The organism is Clostridium putrefaciens (assembly GCF_900461105.1).
GTDB lineage: Bacteria > Bacillota > Clostridia > Clostridiales > Clostridiaceae > Clostridium_L > Clostridium_L putrefaciens.
Window position 1 is genome coordinate 376,409 of the sequence record NZ_UFWZ01000001.1, and the last position, 18,570, is coordinate 394,978.

An 18,570-nucleotide genomic window follows, 5' to 3' on the forward strand; every position below is an offset into this window, starting at 1 on the left:
AAACCAATAAGTACAAAAGGGGTATATATATGGAATTAGTATATAAAGAAAAACTTAAAGAAGATATTGAAGAAGGTTTAAAAGGTCAGAATAAGGTTAATTTTGACGAATTGTTTCCAGATAAAAGATTAGAAAACTTACAGGAAACTGAACTTAGACAATGCCAGTTAATACTACTTAGGATACTAAAGATAGTAGCATATGTTTGTGAAAAAAATTCATTAACATACTGGATAGATGCTGGTACACTTCTTGGTGCTGTGAGACATGAAGGATTTATACCTTGGGATGATGATATAGACATAGCAATGCCAAGAGAAGACTATGAAAAGTTCTTAAAAATTGCAAAAGATGAACTTCCAGAAGATCTATATATACAAAACTTAGATAACACAGAATTTGCAGGGAATACATGGACTCAAATAAAGGATAGAAAAAGTAAAATAGTTTTATCAGAAGATGCTAAGTATCATCAAGGACTTTATATTGATATATTTCCAATGGATTCTTATTCTAATAATTTCTTTAAAAGAAACTTTGTTGAGAAAATACATAAACTTTCATATATAAAAGTACAAGCTATAAATGCACCCTTAAAAAAGCCATTTTTAAAAGGAATGAATCTTCCTAAAAATATAATTAAAATTCTTTTGAAAATAATATTTTTTATATTTGCTATATTTGATTATAATAAAATATATGAGATGAATATAAAGTCTAAAAACAAAAGAATAGAGAAGATGAAGGAAAATCCTAAGACTAATTACGGCTATGGCACAGAAGTTTTAAATTGGGATGTAGTTTTTAATAAAGAAGATATATTACCAATTACTGAAAAAATGAAATTTGAAGATTCAGAGTTTATGGTTCCAAGAAATACAGATGCTATCTTACGAGGGTTATACGGAGATTATATGCAAATACCAAAGGTAGACAAGCAAGTTTATCACAATCTTAGTCTAAAGTCTGTATTAACAAAAGAAGAAGAGGAAGAACTTAATAGAGGATTTTATTATTAAAAGTTCTACAAAATATAAAATTCTAAGAAATATAAAGTTCTAAGAAATATAAGATTCTTAAAATAAATATTGGATAAAAGTTTAAATATATATTTTTAAGATTATGAGGTGTAAAAATGGATAATAAGGCTGATAATACTAAGGAAAGTAATTTGCAAAAAGCTCAAAGAAGGATGCTTGAAATATTAAAAGATGTAGATAAAATATGTAGGGAAAATGATATAAGCTATTGGTTAGATTCAGGCACTCTTTTAGGGGCAGCAAGACATAAAGGTTTCATACCCTGGGATGACGATATAGATATTGTAATGCCAAGAGCTGACTATGAAAGATTTAAGCTTATAGCTAAGAAAAAGCTACCAAAACACTTATTTTTACAAACTAATTATTCAGACCTAGAATATGATATGCTCTGGACTAAGGTTCGAGATAATAATAGTGAGATTGTAGAATATAAGATAGGAAATTATCATAATGGTTTATTTATTGATATATTTCCAATGGATGATTATACTGACACGGGTAAGTACTTAAAGTATAAGAAAAAGTTTAACTATATATATAGGACATTAATTTTAGTAAAAGAGCCCTTCGAAAAAGTTAAAAACAAAAAGATATTTATAAAAAATATTATAAAGTTTTTTGCAAGGGTTGTATTATTCCCATTTACATTCATGGAAAAGAAAAAGGTTTTTGATTATATATATAGAAAAATAGATAAATATGTAGAAAAGTCTAAGGGTACAAACACTGATATTATAGGGTATTCAATGGAAGTTGCCTATTGGAACTTTCATATTGAAAAGAAAGATGTGTTTCCATTAACAGAAATTCAATTTGAAGATGGTAGTTTTTATGCACCAGGTAACTATGATGCATATCTTACTAAACTTTTTGGAAATTACATGGAGTTACCCCCTGAAAATGAAAGAATACCACATAACTTAGAGCTAATAATTAAAGAGTAGGATAGATTAAGGTGCTTATATTATGTAGGCATCTTAAAGTTTATTTAAATAGAAGGTGAGGACGTTATGGAAAAGTTAAAAGTCATGCATGTAGTTACTACAGATAAATTAAGTGGTGCTGAAAAGGTAGTTTTAGATATTGAAAGCAATTTAGATAAAGAAAGATTTTCGCCCTTTGCCCTTTGCAAGGGTGGTGACCTTAAATGTTTATACGAAAATGCAGGAATTAAAACTTATGTGGCAGATCTTAGTTCATTAAATCCTAGGGAAATAAGAAAGTTTAAAGCTTATTTAAAGGAAAGCTCAATAGATATCTTGCATGCTCATGACGTTAAGGCATCCATAGCAGCGAAAATAGCTTCTAGAGGGCTTGAGATACCAGTTATATCACATATGCATAGTTCTTATCCTTGGCTTGAAGGCATGTCCCCGTTAAAGTATATAGACGCATTTTACAGGGATAGCTATAAATTATCCATTGCCTGTTCAGATATGGTAAAAGAACATTATATAAAATATAATAATAAAATTTCAAAAGATAAGATTAAGGTATTAAATAATTCTTTTAACTTTAATGAACTTAAGGATAAATCTATAATTCCAAAAGAAGAAATGCGACATAAGCTTAATATTAAAAATGATACCTATGTATTTGGTTTTCTTGGGAGGCTTTTAGATATAAAAGGGGTAGATCTTTTAATAAATAGTTTTAATAAGATATGTAAAGAGATACCAGAAAGTATGCTTGTAATAGTAGGGGATGGGCCAGAGAGAGAAAGATTAGAGGCTATGGTAAAAGATTATGGACTAGAGAAAAAGGTATTACTTGAAGGATACCAAAAGGATGTATATAGCTATCTTAATATGTTCGATACATTTATATTACCCTCAAAGTTAGAAGGACTACCTATGGCTGTATTAGAAGCTATGGCAATGAAGATACCAGTGATTTCAACCCCTGTTGCAGGTGTTAAAAATCTTATTCAGGATAATTTTAATGGTATAATACTAAAAGTAAGAGATGAAAAGAGTCTTTATGAAGCTATGACTAAAATATATTACCTAAAAGATGAAAGAAATATAATGGTTGAAAATGCATATAAGCACTTGTTTGAAAACTATAATATAGATATATATATAAATAATCTTCAAGATATTTATGAAAATATAGTATAATAAAGCTTAGAAGGTAAAACAGAATTTAGAAAATATAGTATAATAGAGTTTGGAAAATAAAATAAAATTAAAAGAATCTAGATTTATATAAAATTAATATTGAACCTAGATTAATTATAATTGTAATGGAGAGAAGATAAATAATGTCAATAAAAGATGAATTAAGTGCCCTAGATGATGTAGATGATCATTTATGCAGTAGAGTTAAGGAAAATGATATTAACACTATAGCTACAGCTTGCTCCTTAAAGGAAGCTCAAGGTATAATGCTAAATATACTAAAAGAAGTACACAGACTATCGGAAAAGTATGGTCTAACATATTTTATTACAGATGGAACACTTTTAGGTGCAGTAAGGCATAAGGGATTTATACCTTGGGATGATGATTTGGATATAGCAATGCCTAGAAATGATTATGAAATATTTAAAGAAGTAGCAAAAGATGAGCTACCAAAGGAGCTTTTTTTACAGACAGTAGATACAGATCCAAATTATGATTTGTACAATATACCTATGAAGATAAGACATAATAGTAGTGTGCTTATAGAAAAGGGTGAAGAAGAAAAAACCTATAATAACGGTATATACATTGACATATTCCCTCTAGATAGGGTTCCGGATACAAGATTAAAGCATGGAGTTCAAAAAGGATTATCTAAGCTTTTAATTAATATGAAAATGGATATTAGCTTTGAAGATGGTATAAATATAAAGTCTATAACAAGGTCATTCCTTCAACTTATAGGTAAACTTATACCCTATAGGGCAGTTAGAAAAATATTATACTCTACCTTAAAATGGAGCAAGAGGTCAAAGTCACCTAATCTTTATTATGGAGTAGATCTTACATGGCCAAATGAGTTTAGTGAACAAGAAATTTTTCCATTAACACTTATGGAATTTGAAGGTGAAAAGTTTTGGGGTCCAAAAGATTTCAATTCTGTACTTACAAAAGCTTATGGAGATTACATGAGCCTTCCAAAAGAAGAGGAACGAGAAATGCATTCAATCTTTATAGGCTTAAAATAAGAAATTAAAGATGAAACAAAAACAGACATATTTCAGCAAAACAATAAACAAATGTAATAAAAGATGTAATAAAAAGATATAATAAAACAAAAGATGATAGAACAAAGAGATAATAAAAAAGCTTGCAGTTTAATTTATAACTGTAAGCTTTTTATAGTAGTAGATTTAACTCTAAAAATGCCTTTCGAAAATTTCTATTTTCTTTTCGTCAGTGAAGTCTTTTCTAGAGGTTATATTTATTCTACCAAGGATATCATCCATTATTTCGCTATGAGTAGCAACTTTTATAGTGGAAGCTGTTGCAAAGTCATCTACAAATCTTTTACCGTCCTCTTTAGGGATTAGTGCTTTAGGACCACCAACACAACCTCCAATGCAGCCCATGCCTTCTATAAAGTTAGCTTTAAGGGTTCCGTTTTTAACTTGTTCTAGTACAACCTTACATTCTCTAACACCGTTTGCTTGAATTGGGTTTAATAACTTATGTTTTTCAGGATACATATCTTCAAGTGCATCGGATACTGCCTTTGATACCCCGCCAGTTCTTGCATATAATCTTCCGCCTTTAGATGCGTATTCCATAGAAGGAACACCAGTAAGAGTTGAAGGATTTATATCTAAGGCTTCAAATATATCACGAAGTTCATGGAAGGTTAAAACATAATCAATGTCTCCCACAAGATCCTTTTCTTTAGCCTCAGCTTTTTTAGCTATACAAGGACCTACAAATACAACCTTGCAATCTTGATTTAAGGCTTTTAAAACTCTGCCAGAAGCTATCATAGGTGACACAGAAGGTGATACATATTTAACAAGGTCTGAATACACCCTTTTAAGCATGCCTACCCACATAGGACAGCAACAAGAAGTAATCATAAGGTCTTCCTTAGTTTTCACAAGGTGATCAAATTCTACGGCTTCTTTTAAGGTTAGCATATCAGCAAAGAAAGCTACCTCTACCATATCCTTAAATCCTAATTTTATAAATGCAGCTCTTAACTGATCCATGGTAACATCTTCACCAAATTGACCAGAAATTGCAGGGGCTACAGCTGCAATTACAGGCTTACCAGATTTAAGTAAATCTAGTACAGGCAAAAATTCTACCCTATCTACAAGGTTACCATTATCACAGGCCTCAACACAAAGACCACAATCAGCACAAGCGTCTATATCTATGTAAGTTGTCTTTTTTATTGGGTCCACCAATATGGCGTTAAAAGGGCAGACGCTTTGGCATGCAGTAGTCTTGCCATCTTTAGAGCAATTCATATTACAATTATTTAACTTTTCTACTACTCTATTTTTTGATTGGTAAGCAGTAATAGCCTTTTTTAGGCTAACTATAAAATCCTCACCATAATCAATATCTACACCACATAAGGTAGAAATTACTTTACCTAAGGTCTCTTTATTAGTTACCTCATCTTTAAGTAGGCTCTCTACCTGTGTATCAAAAGTATCATTATAATAACTTGAAACCAAGAGCTTAAAGATATCATTATATTTTTTATTCATAAAAATCCTCCTTCCATAGTAACAGCTTACTATAGGTCCTATTATAAGAGTTTGTCATTAATATAAGAATATTATACCAATATTTATGATTATATTATATAAACTTAGATATGATATTTTCATAAATATTCACGAAGAAAAATAGGGATTTTATAATAACTATAATAATTATAGATTTTAATAAGGTTAAATTAGATATTCACAAAAATATAGTATAAAAATTTAAATCAAAAAAAGAGATATAGAAAACTATATCTCTTTTTTTGGTCGGGGTGACAGGGATTGAACCTGCGACCTCATGGTCCCAAACCACGCGCGCTCCCATCTGCGCTACACCCCGCTAACAAAACTTATTATAGTACAATTTTTCTTATAAGTCAATGTATATTAATAACATTGGCAGGGCAATTGCATCCTTATATTGTAATGAGCTAAAGTTTAATCATATTTTGGTAGTATAAGGATATTGTTGCACTTGAAAATACAGAAGTTTAATATAACGTTTACTTAAGATATTAGAACTGTAATAACTTTATGAAAACGATATTCCTATTGGATTGAAGTTAAAACCTTTTTTAAATAATCATTATCCCAACCGGATTTGAGCCTTTTAGCTTTTACACCAATCTTTACTGATTTTTCATTTTTTAATAAGTTTAAAGCTATGTGCCTTAAAATGGCAAAGTTTTCAGCTGCATTTTCAATTCTTATTCGGCTATCATCTTCTCTAAAAGCAATATCTAAAATCCAATGTAAGCTATTCTCTATTCCCCAATGTTTTCTAATGGCATCAGCAACTTTTTCAACATTTTCTGTTAAGCTCGAAATATAATATCTTCTTTCTTTAGATGTTTTATCGCCTATGGTTCTTTCAGATTCAACCATAATTATACTATTTAGGTTTTTCCACTCTGACTTCTGTGAAAGCCAGTTTAAATCGTTAATTAAGTAATGTTTACGTGTTTCAATTCTGCCATGGTCTTTGTTAGTAGTCTTGAAAAAACTATATTCAACATCAGCAAATTTATTCTTAGATTCTTCTTCAAAAAAGTATTTTATATCGTTGGAAAAGTTTTTATGATTACCTTTTAAAGCTAAAACATAATCTCCGCCCTTTTTGATTATTTTTTTAGCTATATTTTTTTGAGTACCCATAGCATCAATTGTTACTATAGATTTATTTATATCTATCTTATCTAATAATTCTGGAATTGCTGTTATTTCATTTGATTTATCATTAACCTTTATCTGACCTAAAACTAAACCCAACTGATTTGACCATGCACTTACCATATGAATAGCTGATTTATTGTTACTTGTATCAAAGGAATGCCTAACTGTCTTGCCATCTATGGCAATTACGTCACCAGTAACTTTATCAGAAATATCTTTGATCCACTTAATAAACGCTTCCTGAAATTCTTTTGGATTAATAATAGAAAATACTCTTCCAAAAGTATCATGGGATGGTATCCCATGATTAAGCTCTAAGAATGTTGAAAACCACTCTTGTTTTGATGTGCCATATTGAGCTATATCTGTCCATGTATCGGCTCCGCATATTATTGCACAAGTTGCTATTGTTAGTATATCAATAAGCTTATGTTTTGAATTATTATCTCTTGGGTCTGAAATGCTTATAAAAGAATTTGAAAGTTCGTTATACATAATTATAAAAATCCCCTTTACATTAGTAATATTATTAAATAAATTCTACTATGTAAAGGGATTTAACTCAAGTTTTTAAATGCAATTGCCCTGATAACATTGGTGTGTGATATAATTATACAATAAGTTTTAAGTTTAAATGGAGTTTTCTTATAGAAGGATTTTACAAACAGTATTAGTATATTATTAGAAATGAGGAATGTTTATGAAGGCTACAACTATAGTTATGTTTGTAACTAGCATTTTCTTTATAATCTTTGGAATGCTTATTTTAATTAACAAAGGTTTTAGAGGGAAGATGACAAAATCCACAAGAAATATTAGGGATAAAGAAGGATACATGAGGTTTAATGCAAAATATAATATTATTATAGGAAGTCTAGGGGTAATAGTTGCTATAATTGATAATTTTATTGTTAATAATAAAATAACATTAATAATGTTTATAGGGGTTATGTTAGGTGCTTCTTTAATACAATCAACGAAGGTAAAAAGGTATCTATAAATAATTTAACAGCTATTCAAATTAATAATGCCTAATACATAAAGCTTGATACACAAGTTATATAATGAAATTGTGTATCAAGCCTTTTGTTTTACAAAATTACTAAGAGGTGTGCTTAGCGTCTAAATAAAGTTTATTGACACATGAAGAAGTTATAAGTATGTAAAAGAAGGGGATTTATTTATGAAAAGAATTGATAAGGTATATAATTGTTTATTACAAAAATCGTTAACGTTAAAGAAAGAAGATTTAGAAATAAAAAAAGGTTTTTCAACAGATGAATTATCAAATGAACTAGATATAATACGAAATAACGTAAGCTTAGAATTGAATAATTTAGTAAGGCAAGGAAAGGTAGTTAAGTTAATAGGAAGGCCTGTTCTATATTTACCGAAGGAAATATTAGAAAGGTTGCTTAATATATCTATTTCAAAATCACTTATGACGATAAATAGCCACAGTGAATTGATAGAGCATAAAATAAACATGAAAAAGAAAGAGGATAAGTCTCCCTTTGATTTTATAATTGGATCTAAGGGAAGTCTAAAAACTCAAATTGAACAAGCAAAGGCTGCGGTGCTTTATCCGCCAAACGGATTACACACTCTTATACTAGGACCAACTGGAGTTGGAAAGACTTTATTTGCAAATAAGATGTATAGCTATGCAAAGTTTGCTGGAAAACTAAAAGAAGATTCTCCATTTATAGTATTTAACTGCGCGGATTATTATAATAATCCTCAGTTACTCATATCTCAAATATTTGGACATGTAAAAGGTTCTTTTACAGGGGCTGAAACTGAAAGAGAAGGGCTTGTGGAAAAAGCAGACGGAGGTATATTGTTTTTAGATGAGGTTCATAGACTACCGCCAGAGGGACAGGAGATGATGTTCTACTTTATGGATACTAGCACCTTTAATAAGTTAGGGGAATCAGAAAGAAACAGGAAGGCTAATGTGCTTATATTATGTGCTACCACTGAAGATCCTAATTCTTCCCTTTTAAAAACATTTATAAGAAGAATACCTATAATAATCAACATACCTAATTTAGATGAAAGGCCAATAAGAGAAAAAGTAGATATAATTAAGCATCTTTTAAGAAGAGAAGCAAATAGGGTAAATAAGTCCATAAAGATTACATCAGATGTTATAAAAGCATTAATAGGAAGTATTTCTTTTGGAAACATTGGGCAGCTAAAATCTAATATACAACTTATTTGTGCCACAGGATTTTTAAATAGCATAAAAGATAAGAACTATATAAATATAGAATTTAAAGGAGTTCCATCTCAAATAAAAAGTGGATATTTGGTTATAGGAAATAAAAGAAATGAGCTAGAGGAAATATTAGAATACATAGATGAAAGTATTACAATAGTGCCTGAAGGGTCGGAGGAACAGATAGAACAAGATAATTATGATCCACCTTTTAATTTATATAAAATAATAGAAGACAAGGCTAGTATTTTAAGAGATGAAGGGGTAGATGATGAATACATTCAAAAATTTATAACTACAGACATAAACCTGCATTTAAAGTCTTTTTATGACAATGTAAAAGCAGATTCTAATACTAGGGAAAAGTTCAGCAAAATAGTAGATGAGGATATAATAAAATTATCAGAAGAGATTAGAGATATGGTAGAGAAAACATTAAATAGAAGATACAATGAAAGATTTATATATGCTATGAGTCTTCATATAAGTTCATTTTTAAAGAGGGTTCAAGAAGGTATAGACTTAAAATATGAGGTCAATATGAATGTGGTAATAAAAGATAACCCAAAAGAATATGAGGTAGCAATAAAAATTGGCAATATAATAAGAAAAAATTATAATATTGTAGCTCCTGACATAGAACTTATATATTTAACACTTCTTTTAACCTCCATGCAAGATACAACTGGGGTTGGTAAAGTAGGAATAGTTGTTGCAGCACATGGGAGCAGTACGGCGAGTAGCATGGTAGCGGTAGCTGTAAAGTTACTTGGAGAATATAACATAACAGCGGTAGATATGCCACTTGAAGTAGGTCCAAGAGAAACCTTTCAAAAAATATTAGAGGCGGTAAAGTGTATAGATATGGGTAAAGGTGTTTTGTTACTTGTGGATATGGGATCTTTATATTATTTTGAAAAAGAAATAATAGAAAATACAGGAATTGAAATAAAAACATTAGATATGGTTTCTACAGCTTTGGTATTAGAAGCCCTTAGAAAAGCAAATCTTTTTGATATGGACTTAGATAGTATATATGAATCTTTAAAGAGATTTAAAGGTTATGGTAAGTATGAAGAAGTTAAAAATATAGAGGTTAATAAGGCTATAGTAACAATATGTTCTACAGGACAGGGAGCAGCTATTAAGCTAAAAGAATTAATTCAAAGTATTGTAAAGAACATTACAGAAGAACCCATAGAAATAATTCCTGTAAGTATAAAGAACTTAAAAGAGCAACTTAAAAATATTCAAGATAAATATGAAGTATTGGCTACAGTAGGAGTAAAAAATCCAAAGATAGACTCACCATTTATTTCATTAGAAAAACTTATATCAGGGGAAGGAGAAAGAGAGCTAGAAGGGATAATAAAATATAAAAACATAAAGATAATAAAAAAGGATAATGAAGTTATTACAAAAGAATTGTGCTTAGATAGTTTAAATGAGTTTTTAACTTACATTAATCCAAAAAAGGTAATTGGAATACTAATGACATTTTCAAGGTGTTTACAAAAAGAGTTTAATACTCAGTTTTCTAATTCTATGACAATAAGATTAGTAATACATACAGGGTGTGCATTAGAAAGAATGATAATTAATGATGGACTACATTATGGAGGAAATAAAGGTGAAATTAATAAACAAAATGTAAACAAGATAAAAAAGGTATCAAAAATATTTAAAGATAGTATAAATGTAGAGTTAAGTGAGGATGAAATATATTACATAGCGGATATGTTTTAAAAGTTTTGATATTTGCGATGAATATATTAGCGTAGAATATCAAAAAAAACAATATTAAACAACAATTTTAAAAAAAATAGAATGTTTAAGTGGATTTTAGGTAATATATCATAAAATATAAGCTTAGTATATTAATACACAATATATATATTGTGAGTAGTGTATTAAAGTATAAAGATAAAAGAGTAATATAATATTTAATATAAAAAAGGTGGTAATATAATTTAACACTAAATGTTGAGAGGACGTTGATTATATGTTGCGTATAAAATAGATAGGACTAAAGATTAACTTTTAATACACTAACTTGGTATGAAACTTGCTATATAACTATGTATAAAACTAAAGGAGGGTTTAAGGGTTATGGTAGGAGTAATAATAGGAAGTCACGGAAGATTATCAGAGGAGATTTTAAGAACGTCAGAGATGATATTTGGAAAGCAAGAAAATATACAAACAGTAACCTTTGAAACAGGGGAAGGTAGTGAAGATCTAGTAAGAAAGTATGAAGTTGCCCTTGGAAAATTAAATAAGGTGGAGGGTATATTATTTTTAGTAGATTTATTTGGTGGAAGCCCATTTAATGTAGCCACTAGTATAGCTATAAATGAAGAAAACATGGATATACTTACAGGGGTAAATCTTCCGATGTTATTAGAGGTTTGTGGTATGAGAGAAAGTTTAACTTTAGATGAAATCGTATTTAATGCAGAAGAGTCAGGTAAACTAGGCATAAAGAAATTTGAAAAATGTATAAGAGAAAATACAGAGGAGGAACTATAAAATGAGTATGAATATTGTTCTTACAAGAATAGATGACAGATTAATACATGGACAAGTTGCAACAGTATGGGCTAAAGAAACAAAATGTAACAGAATTATAGTAGTAAGTGATGAGGTAGCCAATGATAACTTAAGAAAGACACTATTAGTTCAAGTAGCGCCACCAGGTGTTAAAGCAAATGTAATTACTATAGATAAGATGATAGATATATATAAGAATCCTAAATATGATAGCTTTAAGGCTTTATTATTATTTACAAATCCTACAGATGTATTAAGGGTTATTGAAGGTGGAGTTAATATAAAGTCTGTTAATGTAGGGGGAATGTCTTTTAAAGAAGGTAAAAAACAAATAACTTCAGCTATATCTTTAGATGAAAAAGATATTGAGTCATTTAAAGATATAAATAAAAAAGGCGTTGAACTGGAAATTAGAAAAGTAACATCTGATTCTAAGGTGGATTTAATGACAAAACTTTAAAAAAATTTTAGGGAGGAAAAACTATGGGAATAAATGCTTTTCAAATTATACTTATTTTCATCATAGCAAGTATTGCTGGTATGGGTAGCATTCTTGACGAATTTCAAACTCATAGACCTTTAATTGCATGTACTTTAATAGGATTAGTTCTTGGAGATGTCCAAAAGGGGATCATCCTAGGTGGTACATTAGAACTTATGGCTCTTGGATGGATGAATATTGGTGCGGCTATGGCTCCAGATGCAGCTATGGCAAGTGTTGTTTCGGCCATATTAGTAATAGGTGCAAAGCAAAGTGTAACGTCAGGTATTGCCATTGCTATTCCTATAGCAGCAGCAGGACAAGTGTTTACTATATTTGCAAGGACTGTTTCTGTAGGACTTCAACATAGGGCGGATAGATTTGCAGAGGACGGAAACTTAAAAGGTATAGATCTTTGTCACCTAACTGGACTTCTTGTTCAGGCTTTGCGTGTTGCAATACCAGCCTTAATAGTTTCGTTAATAAGTCCAGAGGCAGTAAATAGTCTTTTAATGTCAATACCAGTTTATATAACTGAAGGTTTAAGAGTTGCTGGAGGATTTATTGTAGTTGTAGGATATGCCATGGTAATTAATATGATGGAAGCAAAATATTTAATGCCATTCTTCTTTTTAGGATTTGTAATAGCTGCATTTACTGACTTTAATTTAGTTGCACTAGGAATCTTAGGTGTAGTATTTGCTATAGTTTATATTCAATTAAATCCTAAATACCATGCAGCTACAGCAAGCATAGATGATTTAGATGATTTATAAAAGTAGGAGGTTATAAGAATGAGTGAAAATTCAAATAAAGATGTTAATGAAGATATTAATAAAAAGAAATTAACCCAAAAAGATTTGACAAACATGTTTATTCGTTCAAATTTTCATCAAGGATCTTGGAACTTTGAAAGAATGCAGGGTTTAGGATATTGCTACTCTATGATACCTATTATAAAAAGATTATACGAGGGTGATGAAAGAAAAGAGGCTCTTAAAAGGCACTTAGAATTTTTTAATACTCAACCTTTTGTTACAGCTCCAATACTTGGTGTAACAGCAGCAATGGAAGAGGAAAAGGCTAACGGAGCAGATATAGATGGTGGAAGTATAAATGGTGTAAAGATAGGACTTATGGGACCTCTTGCAGGAGTTGGAGATCCAATATTTTGGGGAACACTAAGGCCGGTACTTGCCGCACTTGGAGCTAGTCTTGCTTTAAGTGGAAGTATACTTGGACCTATATTATTTTTTGTGTTATTTAACGCAGTTCGTCTTGCTGTAAGATGGGGTGGAATTAAATATGGATATACAAAGGGAACAGAAATAATATCAGATACTGGAGGAAATAGGCTTCAAAAGTTAACAGAAGGTGCATCCATACTAGGTCTATTTGTAATGGGATCCCTTGTAGCTAAATGGACAACCTTTAATATGCCGGTAGTAGTTTCTACTATAACTAACCAAAATGGAGAACAGGTTATAACTACAGTTCAAAATATATTAGATTCATTGCTACCTGGATTAATTCCTTTGATACTAACCTATGTGTGTTCAAGGTTATTAAAGAAAAAGATAAACGCCATTTGGATAATATTTGGATTGTTTATAGTTGGAATAGTGGGGTACAAATTAGGGATATTGTCATAATAGTATCTTCTAATAAAAAGGTACCTATAGATGAAACACTCTTTTTAAAGTGTCCTATCTATGGGTACCTTTATAAAATGAATCACGTTTTTATTTGTATAAAAATTCAAGTTACTTATTTCGAAGTTTACTTCTTACTTCTTTAAATCGTGGAAATACATACTTGAAGGCATTATAAATAGGTTTTTTAATTACTAAATCAAATTCACCTATGAACTCTACAAACTTTCCATTAAAGCCTTTTTTGAATTTATATAGTCCATATAAAGGGTTTTCAGGATTTAAGTCTCCAGAAACACCTCTAAAGTCATATAAATAGCACCCAAGGTCTATACTATCATTGATCATAGCGTATTGCATAAGGAAATTGGGCATAGCATCTCTTAAAACATCATCAGAGGCACCATAAAGGTACCAGGCCTTGCCACCATAATATAAGTATATAGCACCAGAGATATAGAACTCCTTGCCTTCATATGGCTTTATATCTTCCATTCTATTTTTAAAGCCCTCTATTTGTCTTTCAGACTCTTTTAATTTATTTTCATTATCTTGAAGCTTTTTATTAAGCTTTTCTATTTTATCTTCAGTATTATCACCTAAAAGCTCTTTTTTAATCTCTTCAATTTTTACTAAAGCTCTAGAATTTGCATCTTGTTGTTTTTTAAGCTTTTCAGTAAGTCTTTCAAAGTCTTTTTCATAACTATACTTAATCATATATAGTTTCGAGAAAGGAAATAGGTCATCTATCATTTCCTTAAAATATTCTTTGTTTCTAATTATAAAGTTATCTCTTTTTCCTGTAACCACCATTATTTTATAAAATTCTTCAAGCATTTGATCTGTCATGTTAGATTTATCATAAATTTCGCAAGATAGTCCACGCTCTTCAGCAACTCTTATATTATATCTAGTTTTACTAGAGAAACTTTTAAATACCTTCTTTTTTGCATCTTCTTTGTCTTCGGAAGTAGGAAGATCGAGTCTAAATACAAAGTTTGGTTGAATCCCTTCAAAGCTTATAGAGTCCGTATGATTATATCCAAGGCTTTGCAAGAATCCTGAAATCTTCTCACTATTATAAACTAGCTTTTCATCCTCTTTTAAATGTATGTCAGGATCTATTGTAATAAATGCAATTTTATTAGATTTCGAAAATTCACGAAGATATTCTGTGAATTCTATAAGTAAGTCTTTATTATTATAATCTGAAACGAAGCCCCTAGGGATATAACCTATGTAATAAGGCATTTTAGGTATCTTTCTTAAAATCATCATACAAGATAAGACCATATTATTATTAGAATCATATCCTGCTATATATTTAGGAATCCAATCTTTTTTTACATTACCCCATCCGGAAGTTTGGAATATGTGACCTTTCAAGTGTTCTTTGCTAAAATCATCAATGTGGTTAGGTTTAACTTCTATAAAATTATACAATCTATATAATCTCCTTTTCATCTATGTTTATCCTTATTGTACTCCTATTTATATATAACTTGTTAATTATTCTATATATATTTTATATTAACATAAGTCTTATTTCAAGAGCGGTTAAAGTAAAAAAGGTGGAGAAAATAGTATATAGTTAATAGTTTCAGTAAAAATAAATAGTGAATATAAAGAATGGTGATAGGAGATAGTTATAATTAAAGTACATAAAGTTTAATAAGAGTCATAGAATAAATAAAGATAGAAATAATAGGAAATATCATAGGAAATATCATAGGAAATAATATAAGACATGATATAAAACATGATAAAAGGTGATATAAGACATGATAAAAAACATGATAAAACATTATATATATATTAAAAAATCCACGAAATATGAAAATAAAAAGATAAAAGTTACAAAAAGATAACATTGTTCACTAAAGGTTCATAAATGGTTTTTGAAAGCCTATTAGTGGAAGGTGGGAAAATGGAGGGGTATTATGAAAATGAATAAGTTTTTTTATAGTGAAAAGATTTGTGCGTCTTGTAAACACTTTCAAAAAGAGAGATCTTTAAAGCCTAGATATATAGAGGTGTTAAGCGATGATGGGTATTGCAACGAAAAACAAGGGTTCTACAAAATGAACACATTAAATATGTCAAAGTGTGATTTGTGGAAAGGGTTATAAATACTATTAAAAGAGATAGTCATGTAATTATAATAGGTTCAATCAAGGGGCCTTTTGTGTACAGTCTGTAAAAAAGTAAGTTTGCTATTGTTTGAAGTTTTTATTTAGTATATAATAGTCACAGTGATGTGAAAACAAATGGGGGACTACCCCTATATAAATAAAATTTTAGTGGGGTGGAATAGTGAATAAAAAATTAATAGCAGTATTTATGACAATGGGGATTATCATGACTTCTGGTGTACAAGCGTTTGCAGCGCCTATTACAGATGCAGAAAAGGCTCAAATTAAGCAAGGCCAGGAAGAACTTGAGAAAGCAGAAGATAAATTAAACGAATTAGAAGTTAAACTTCAGGAGTTAGATTCACAAATTGGTGGACTTCAAGATAAGATAAACGAAAATAAGTCTAATATTCTTACAAAAGAAAAAGATATAATTACAATTAAAAAGGAAATCGAAAAGATAACTAAAGATCTTAAAGAAAAACAACAAATCTTTGACACAAGAATGAGAGCGATTTATAAAAGTGGATCACCAGGATACCTAGAGCTTATTATTAAAGCTGAAGGTATGTCAGATCTTTTTTCAAAGGTTAAAGCAATAGGTAAATTAATGGATTTCGACAAAAAGATAATAGAAGAGCTTGATAATACTAAATTAGAGCTTGATAACAAAAAGGAATCTTTAGATAGCCAAGTTAAATCTTTAAGTGAATTAAAAATAGAAAATGAAAAGAAATTGTCAGAAGTAAATGTAAAAAAACAAGAACAAAAGAAATTAGTGGACAATGCTAAAGAAGAAAGTAAAAAAGTAAAAGTTGATTTAAAAGAAAAAGAAAGAAAAATTATAACTTTTCAAAAAGATATAATTCAAAATTCATCTAGTTCGGTAGATGATATAAAAGGTGCCATAGGAGCACTAAGAGAAACTAGGAAAATCATCGTAGTTATTGACGATGAAGTGGTTGAATTAATTGAAAAAGGTAAAGATATAATTAAGAATAGAGAAGCGGCAGCTAAAGCTCCAAGCATAGTTCAATCAAGAGGTGGAAGTAACGCAGCGCCAGCATCAAGTAATTCTATAGTAAATTATGCTTATAACTTTATAGGAGTACCTTATGTATGGGGTGGTACAAAACCATCAGGATTTGACTGTTCAGGGTTTACGTCATATGTTTACAATGCCTTTGGGTATGGAATAGGACGAGATACCTATGCTCAAATAGGAAGTGGAAGTGCTGTGTCTTATAATGACCTTCAACCTGGAGATTTAGTATTCACAAATGGTGTGGGACATGTTGGTATATACGTAGGTGGAGGACAGATGATTCATGCTCCACGTACAGGAGAAAGAGTAAAGGTTGGACCAATATATAAATTCAGTAGTGCAAGAAGAGTTTTAAGATAGTATGCAGCTTATTATAATATAGAAGATAATATAATAAATATATTGAAGAATATGATAGTCCGCGGTGAAACAGGACAATGGTATCTTTTACAAGTGTATTTATAATGATTAAAAAGCTTTCGGAGTTGCCGAAGGCTTTTTTGTTAGGTATAAAGTTTTAATACTATAAGTTTATATATAAATTTAGTAGAGACTTTTTGTTAAGAGTAATATAGAATGTAAGGATGGTAATTAATATCATTTGATGAAAGTAATGATAACTTTAGAATGATAACTTTAGAATGATAACTTTAGTTAGATAAGCTTAAATTAATGTATATAAAAATAAAAGTTTAACAGTGATAATAAGGGGTTGATTTAAATCATGATAGAAGATTATAAAAACTACATAAAAGAAGATGAAACATTAGATGATCTTCAACTTAAAGGAATACATATAATACAAAAGACAAAGGGGTTTAGATTTGGCGTGGATGCTGTACTTTTAGCAAACTTTGCAAAGTCGAAAAGAAGTAGCAGCATAATGGATATTTGCACCGGTACTGGAATAGTTCCTCTTTTAATAGCGGGTAAAAAAGAATTTTCTAAAGTAACTGGCATGGAAATACAAGAGGACATGATAGACATGGCAAAAAGGTCTGTAATAATAAATAATCTTAAAGAAAAGGTAGAATTTAAATGTTCAGATCTAAAAGATTTAAAGTATTTGAAGACCTTAGAGAAGGTAGATGTATTAACAGTAAATCCGCCATATAAGGTTTATAAGTCAGGAATCTTAAATGTAAGTGATAAGGATGCTATTGCAAGGCACGAGATAGCTTGTACATTAGAAGATGTTGTAATAGCCTCTAGAATATTATTAAAGGATAATGGGCGTATGTTCATGGTACATAGGCCAGAAAGGCTTGCTGACATACTGTGCACTATGAGAAAGCATAAAATAGAACCTAAAACCATAAGGCTTGTACATCCTAATAGTAAAAAGGCACCTAACATAGTTTTAGTTGAGGGGCAAAGAGATGGTGGAGCCTTCTTAAGATTTGAACCACCCCTGTATATTTACGAGGAAGATGGAGAGTATAGCGAAGAAATAAAAAATATTTATAACGAAGATATATTATAATAAAAGATTAATATGAAAAGATTAACATAAAAAGATTTTTAATGAAAATATAACAGTTCAATATGATTTAGATAATTCAAGTTGTTTAAAGTTATTTGAAATTGTTAAAATAGGAGGAAGA

Annotated in this window: 16 protein-coding genes and 1 tRNA gene; 13 read left to right on the top strand and 4 right to left on the bottom strand. The window is 29.8% G+C overall.

Translation table 11 applies throughout. From position 1 onward, the window contains the following. The first annotated feature begins 29 nt into the window (after positions 1-29). The 4 genes from DY168_RS01765 to DY168_RS01780 all read left to right on the top strand — a co-directional run bounded on the left by DY168_RS01765 (position 30) and on the right by DY168_RS01780 (position 4,194). Positions 30-1,019 carry a LicD family protein gene (locus DY168_RS01765; RefSeq protein WP_115640203.1) on the top strand — a complete coding sequence of 330 codons (990 nt, stop codon included), beginning with the start codon at positions 30-32 and terminating at the stop codon, positions 1,017-1,019. A 116-nt stretch (positions 1,020-1,135) separates the two neighbouring features. Next, positions 1,136-1,987 (top strand): LicD family protein, encoded by an 852-nt coding sequence (locus DY168_RS01770; protein WP_115640204.1) that lies wholly within the window; start codon positions 1,136-1,138, stop codon positions 1,985-1,987. 66 nt (positions 1,988-2,053) lie between these two features. Continuing rightward, a complete protein-coding gene (locus tag DY168_RS01775; protein WP_115640205.1) occupies positions 2,054-3,163 on the top strand; it encodes a glycosyltransferase in 1,110 nt (369 codons plus the stop codon). Positions 3,164-3,306: 143 nt separating this feature from the next. Further along, a complete protein-coding gene (locus tag DY168_RS01780; RefSeq protein ID WP_115640206.1) occupies positions 3,307-4,194 on the top strand; it encodes a LicD family protein in 888 nt (295 codons plus the stop codon). A gap of 171 nt (positions 4,195-4,365) precedes the next feature. On the opposite strand, the gene DY168_RS01785 is transcribed toward DY168_RS01780, so the two are convergent. The 3 genes from DY168_RS01785 to DY168_RS01795 form a co-directional block, all read right to left on the bottom strand. Next, entirely contained in the window at positions 4,366-5,712 is a 1,347-nt protein-coding gene (locus DY168_RS01785; RefSeq protein ID WP_115640207.1) for a [Fe-Fe] hydrogenase large subunit C-terminal domain-containing protein, read from the bottom strand. A gap of 264 nt (positions 5,713-5,976) precedes the next feature. Beyond that, positions 5,977-6,052 (bottom strand) — tRNA-Pro (locus DY168_RS01790). A gap of 209 nt (positions 6,053-6,261) precedes the next feature. Then, positions 6,262-7,380, bottom strand: a complete 1,119-nt coding sequence (locus DY168_RS01795; RefSeq protein WP_115640208.1) for an ISAs1 family transposase — start codon at positions 7,378-7,380, stop codon at positions 6,262-6,264. 205 nt (positions 7,381-7,585) lie between these two features. Here DY168_RS01795 and DY168_RS01800 point away from each other — a divergent pair, with 205 nt between their 5' ends. The 6 genes from DY168_RS01800 (at position 7,586) to manZ (ending at position 13,789) form a co-directional block, all read left to right on the top strand. Then, entirely contained in the window at positions 7,586-7,885 is a 300-nt protein-coding gene (locus DY168_RS01800; RefSeq protein WP_115640209.1) for a hypothetical protein, read from the top strand. Between the two features lie 183 nt (positions 7,886-8,068). Beyond that, positions 8,069-10,852 (top strand): sigma-54-dependent transcriptional regulator, encoded by a 2,784-nt coding sequence (locus DY168_RS01805; protein ID WP_115640210.1) that lies wholly within the window; start codon positions 8,069-8,071, stop codon positions 10,850-10,852. Positions 10,853-11,215: 363 nt separating this feature from the next. Next, positions 11,216-11,635: a PTS sugar transporter subunit IIA gene (locus DY168_RS01810; protein WP_115640211.1), complete on the top strand. Its 420-nt coding sequence runs from the start codon at positions 11,216-11,218 to the stop codon at positions 11,633-11,635. Between the two features lie 7 nt (positions 11,636-11,642). Beyond that, on the top strand, positions 11,643-12,116 hold the full coding sequence (locus DY168_RS01815; protein ID WP_115642373.1) for a mannose/fructose/sorbose PTS transporter subunit IIB: 474 nt from the start codon (positions 11,643-11,645) through the stop codon (positions 12,114-12,116). Between the two features lie 23 nt (positions 12,117-12,139). Continuing rightward, entirely contained in the window at positions 12,140-12,913 is a 774-nt protein-coding gene (locus DY168_RS01820; RefSeq protein WP_115640212.1) for a PTS mannose/fructose/sorbose transporter subunit IIC, read from the top strand. An 18-nt stretch (positions 12,914-12,931) separates the two neighbouring features. Continuing rightward, positions 12,932-13,789 (top strand): PTS mannose transporter subunit IID, encoded by an 858-nt coding sequence (gene manZ, locus DY168_RS01825; protein ID WP_115640213.1) that lies wholly within the window; start codon positions 12,932-12,934, stop codon positions 13,787-13,789. Positions 13,790-13,900: 111 nt separating this feature from the next. On the opposite strand, the gene DY168_RS01830 is transcribed toward manZ, so the two are convergent. Next, positions 13,901-15,232: a lipid II:glycine glycyltransferase FemX gene (locus DY168_RS01830; RefSeq protein WP_115640214.1), complete on the bottom strand. Its 1,332-nt coding sequence runs from the start codon at positions 15,230-15,232 to the stop codon at positions 13,901-13,903. Between the two features lie 497 nt (positions 15,233-15,729). On the opposite strand from DY168_RS01830, the gene DY168_RS01835 reads away from it, so the two are divergent. The 3 genes from DY168_RS01835 (at position 15,730) to DY168_RS01845 (ending at position 18,449) form a co-directional block, all read left to right on the top strand. After that, positions 15,730-15,918 carry a hypothetical protein gene (locus DY168_RS01835; protein WP_115640215.1) on the top strand — a complete coding sequence of 63 codons (189 nt, stop codon included), beginning with the start codon at positions 15,730-15,732 and terminating at the stop codon, positions 15,916-15,918. Between the two features lie 184 nt (positions 15,919-16,102). Next, the gene (locus DY168_RS01840) at positions 16,103-17,326 is read left to right on the top strand and encodes a C40 family peptidase (RefSeq protein WP_115640216.1); all 1,224 of its coding nucleotides are present in this window, start codon (positions 16,103-16,105) and stop codon (positions 17,324-17,326) included. Between the two features lie 364 nt (positions 17,327-17,690). Then, the gene (locus DY168_RS01845; protein ID WP_115640217.1) at positions 17,691-18,449 is read left to right on the top strand and encodes a tRNA1(Val) (adenine(37)-N6)-methyltransferase; all 759 of its coding nucleotides are present in this window, start codon (positions 17,691-17,693) and stop codon (positions 18,447-18,449) included. Positions 18,450-18,570: the final 121 nt, after the last annotated feature.